Source organism: Azospirillum sp. UFLA03-27 (assembly GCF_059803775.1).
In genome coordinates this window covers 1-4,452 of record NZ_JAUQTX010000376.1, presented here as the reverse complement: position 1 = coordinate 4,452, position 4,452 = coordinate 1, and the positions used below count along the sequence as shown (strand labels likewise).

General features: G+C 70.1%; 5 protein-coding genes. 3 read left to right on the top strand and 2 right to left on the bottom strand.

What is annotated here, in order from left to right:
• On the top strand, window positions 1-363 hold a 363-nt coding region (locus Q4I23_RS30855), incomplete at its 5' end, for a hypothetical protein (RefSeq protein ID WP_498528750.1).
• Window positions 360-1,163 carry an endonuclease III domain-containing protein gene (locus tag Q4I23_RS30850; protein ID WP_498528749.1) on the top strand — a complete coding sequence of 268 codons (804 nt, stop codon included), beginning with the start codon at window positions 360-362 and terminating at the stop codon, window positions 1,161-1,163. The genes Q4I23_RS30855 and Q4I23_RS30850, both read left to right, overlap by 4 nt.
• Before the next feature lie 4 nt (window positions 1,164-1,167).
• Here Q4I23_RS30850 and Q4I23_RS30845 read toward each other — a convergent pair whose 3' ends face one another.
• A complete protein-coding gene (locus tag Q4I23_RS30845) occupies window positions 1,168-1,389 on the bottom strand; it encodes a hypothetical protein (RefSeq protein ID WP_498528748.1) in 222 nt (73 codons plus the stop codon).
• A 24-nt stretch (window positions 1,390-1,413) separates the two neighbouring features.
• Window positions 1,414-1,680 carry a hypothetical protein gene (locus Q4I23_RS30840; RefSeq protein WP_183178138.1) on the bottom strand — a complete coding sequence of 89 codons (267 nt, stop codon included), beginning with the start codon at window positions 1,678-1,680 and terminating at the stop codon, window positions 1,414-1,416.
• 192 nt (window positions 1,681-1,872) lie between these two features.
• On the opposite strand from Q4I23_RS30840, the gene Q4I23_RS30835 reads away from it, so the two are divergent.
• Window positions 1,873-4,452, top strand: a 2,580-nt coding sequence (locus Q4I23_RS30835) for a glycosyltransferase (RefSeq protein ID WP_498528747.1), incomplete at its 3' end; no start/stop codon positions are given.

The following is a 4,452-nucleotide window of genomic DNA, read 5'->3' as shown; positions in this document are numbered from 1 at the left end:
GTGCTGGCCGACGAGCTGCACGCCGCCCGCGCCGCCTGGGAGGAGGGGCAGGGGCTGGATGGCGCCGCCCGTGCCCTGGCCTATGCCAACCTGAAACGCTGGGAGCCCGGCCTCTTCGGCTACAGCGAGACGCAGCGGTCCACCGCCGGCAAGATCGCCGCGTCGGAAGCCGCGGAGTCGCGGCGCGACGAGCAGGAGCGGGCGGAGGCTCAGGCCCTGATCCGGGCCTTCCGGCGGGTCCAGGACCGTGCCCGCAGCACCGCCCGCGCCGTGCAGGCCGATTCGCGCGCCCGCGCCATGGCAGCGGACGAGGGGCTGATGCTGCCGGACGGTGATCGGTCCGGCGGTGTGACGGCCCCGTGAAGCGCCGTCTCAAGGCCAACGACGACCAGGCGTCCTTCGCGCTGTCACCCACGGCATTGCCGGCCTCGGTTTTGCCGGCCTCGGATTTGCCGGATGAGAAGCTGTTGGAGATCCACCGCCGGCTCTGCCTGATCTTCGGCTGCCCGATCGCCTATTTCCGTGCGCTCGACCCGCTCAGCGAACTGGTCTCCTCGTTGCTGTCGCACCGCACGCGCAACGCGGCGTCCGGTGCTGCCTTCCGTGCCTTGCGGGCGCGCTGGGGGGAGGATTGGGCGGCCGTCCGCGACGCCGACCCGGCGGAGGTCGAGACGGTCATCGCCGGGGTGACGTGGCCGGAGCAGAAGGCGCCGCGCATCCAGGCAATCCTGCGACGGATCACCGAGTTGCGCGGCGAGCTTTCCCTGGATTTCCTGGAGGGGATGACGGTGCCGGAGGCGCGGGCCTGGCTGCAGGCGCTTCCCGGCGTCGGCCCGAAGACCAGCGCCGCGGTGATGAGCTTCAGCAGCCTGCGCCGTCCCGCCTTGCCGGTAGACAGCCACCATCACCGCGTCGCCGTTCGTACCGGGCTGATCCCGTCCAGCGTGGCAGTCGGCCCGTCGCACACCATTCTGGAGGCGCGGCTTCCCCCGGAGTGGACGGCCCAGCAGATCTACGACCACCACGAGGTGATGATGCTGCATGGGCAGCGGGTCTGCTTTTACCGCAACCCGGCCTGTGAGCGCTGCGTCCTGCTGGACCTATGCCCGGAGGGGCAGGAGCGGATGGCGGGTGGGCCACCGTCCCATGAAAGCCGGGAATAAGGAATCATGAGGCCTCGCCCGCCTTCCCCTTGTAGTTTTCCGCCTGACGGCGGTCGTCCTCCAATTCTCGAGCCATTTCCTGGTCGATCTTCGGGTCGATGGATTTGGCTTCGTCCGCCAAGCCCTTGGCCTTGCGCGTATCGCCCTGGGCTGCCGTCTCTATGGCCTCTTCAGCGAGATCGTGGGCTTTGCGGTGTTCCAGGCTCTGTTCATGTTTGCCGGCCATGAATCTCTCCTTGCCGAATGATCGTCAATTGATGAGGGAGGGCGGGCGGCGCATGCCCGGCAGGGGGGAGGGGTTGCTGCGCTGCGGCCGTTCGCCGCCGGAAGCGGCCTGCTCGGCGGCGTCGAGCATGGCTTCGGCCTGCTTCTGCACGGCGGCGGCGCGGGCCTGGTCCATGGGATCGGTGCTCTCCTTCCGGACATAGCCGGCGGCTTGCTCGGCGAGGTCGAGGGTTTCGACCACCTCGTCCATCGTTTCCTCCAGCGCGGTCACATCGACCTTTTTGCCGGTCATTTCGTCGTCTCCCGTCGTTGCGGTTGGTGATGCCAACAGGAGCGGGACGGTGGCCGTTCCCAATTTGGTAATCCGGGCAGCCACCCGTAAAAAATTCGACGCGGGCGCGGGAATAGTTTTTTGCAGCGCACGTTCGTCTGTGTGTCCGGTGGCGCCCGCCACCCACCCCACCCAGGCTTGCGAAATCCCCACATGAGCAACCCGAAGCGTTCGATCCGGTCTGCGGCCTTGGCCGCGGCGATGCTCGCCGTGACTGCCGGCCACGCGTCCTTCTGGTCCTGGCGCAACGCGCCCACTCCTGTGGACGCCGTGCCGGGCCGTATCGAATCCGTCTCCTACTCCCCCTCGGGCCGCAGCTACGACCCGAACCACCAGCCGGTGGTCGACGCGGTGGAGCTGGACCGGGACATGACCGCCATCGCCGGCTTCGCCGACGGTGTGCGCACCTATTCCACGCTGGGCTCTCAGGGCGACGTGCCGGCCATCGCGGCCAAGCATGGCCTGGACGTCACGCTGGGCGTCTGGCTGAGCGACGACAAGGCCCGCAACGAGCGCGAGGTCGCCCGCGCCATCGTGTTGTCCCGCACCGTGCGCGGCATCGAGCGCGTCGTGGTCGGCAACGAGACGCTGCTGCGCGCCGAGCTGACCGACGCGGAGCTGGCCTCGTACATCCGCCGCGTCCGCGCCGGCGTGCCGAAGCACATCAAGGTCGGCACCGCCGACGTGTGGTCGGAGATCGTCAAGGCGAAGGAGACCATCGCGGCCTCGGATTACATGGGCGTCCACGTCCTGCCCTACTGGGAAGGCGTGCCCGTGGAGAACGCGCTGACCTGGATCCGTGACCGGCTGGACACCGTGCGCAAGGCGCATCCGGGCAAGCCGCTGTTCGTGGGCGAGGTGGGCTGGCCGTCGGGCGGCGAGAACTTCCACGACGCCTACCCGACGCCGCAGGCCCAGGCCTTCGTCGTCCGCAACTTCGCCGCCGAGGCGGGGATGCTCGGCATCGACTACAACGTGGTCGAGGCGTTCGACGGCGTGTGGAAGTCCAGCATCGAAGGCTCGCCCGGCCCGACCTGGGGCGTGCTCGACGCCGACCGCGCGCCGAAATGGCCGCTGGCCGGCGACGTCCCGGCCCCCTGGGGCGACCGTGCGGGTGCCGCCGTGGCGCTGGCCCTCGGTCTTGCCCTGTCGGCCTTCGCCGCCTTCCGCCGCCGCACCAACATGACCTACGCGCTGGCCGCGTCGGTGGGCGCCAACATCGTCGGCTTCGGCGTCGGCTCGGCCGTCGCCGGCGCCTACGCCGAATACTTCACCTTCGGCGCCGCGACCACCTGGTGCTCTGCCTTCCTGCTGGGCGCGCTGATGATGTCGGTGGCCTTCGCCGACCTGACCGAGGTGGCCCGCCGCCTGTTCACCGGCCGCGCCCCGTCCCTGCTGCCGCGGGTTCCCGCGGTGCCGGAGCACAAGCCGATGGTGTCCGTGCACATCGCCGCCTGCCGCGAGCAGCCGGACGTGCTGGCCGCCACGCTGACCTCGCTGGCCCGCGTCGATTACCCGGACTACGAGGTCGTCGTCCTCATCAACAACACCGAGGACGAGGCGCTGGTCCGCCCGGTCGAGGAGCTGTGCGCCGAGCTGGGTCCGAAGTTCAAGTTCCATTGGTACAAGAAGATTTCCGGCTTCAAGGCCGGCGCGCTGAACGCCGCGCTGCGCCACACCGACCCGCGCGCCGAGATCGTCGCCGTGCTCGACGCCGACTACACGGTGGAGCCGGACTGGCTGAACAAGCTGGCCCCGACCTTCGCCGACCCGCGCGTCGGCATCGTCCAGGCCCCGCAGGAGCACCGCGACGGCCATGAGACGCCGCTGAAGGCCGCCATGACCGCCGAGTACCGCCCCTTCTTCGACGTCGGCATGCAGGAGGGTCTGACCTCCCAGGCCTTCGTCTGCCACGGCACGATGATCATGCTGCGCCGCTCCGCCATGGAACAGGTCGGCGGCTGGTCGGAGGAGGGCATCTGCGAGGACACCGAGCTGGGCATCCGCATCCTGTCGGCCGGCTACCGCGCCGCCTACACGGACGAGCGTCTGGGTCAGGGCCTTGCCCCCGACAACTTCATGCAGTTCCGCAAGCAGCGCGACCGCTGGGTCTTCGGCTCCACGCAGATCCTGCGCGCCCACTGGCGGAAGTTCCTGCCCGGCGCTACGGAGCTGACGGTCGGCCAGAAGATCGGCTACCTGACCAACTGGGCGCGCTGGTGGTCCGACGCGGTGGGCGTGCTGGCCGCCGGTGCGGCGGTCACCTGGACCTTCGCCTCGCTGGTCCTGCCGCTGCACCTGCCGCCGGTCCAGGCCACCGCCGCGGTGCTGGGCGCCCTGGTCCTGCGCGCCGGGTCGAGCCTGCTGGCCTCGCGCTACGCCTCCGGCAACTCGTGGAAGGAGAGCTTCGGGGCCTGCGCCGTGGGTATGGCGCTGTCCACCACGGTGGCGCTGGCCGCGCTCCGCGGCGTGGTTCGCAAGCGCGACGCCTTCCGCGTCACCGCCAAGGGCGGCAAGCGGACCCAGGGCGCCTTCTGCGCCAAGCCGGAAGCCTGGCTGTCGGGTGCGCTGCTGGTCTCCGCGGTGACGGCGTGGTTCGCCAACCCGCTGGGCACCCTGTCGCTGGAACTGTGGGCGATCCTGCTGACCGCGATGGCCGTGCCGAACCTGATGGCCGTGGGCCTTGCGATCGGCGATATGCTGCCCGCCGGCACCCCGCGCCCGGCGGGCAGC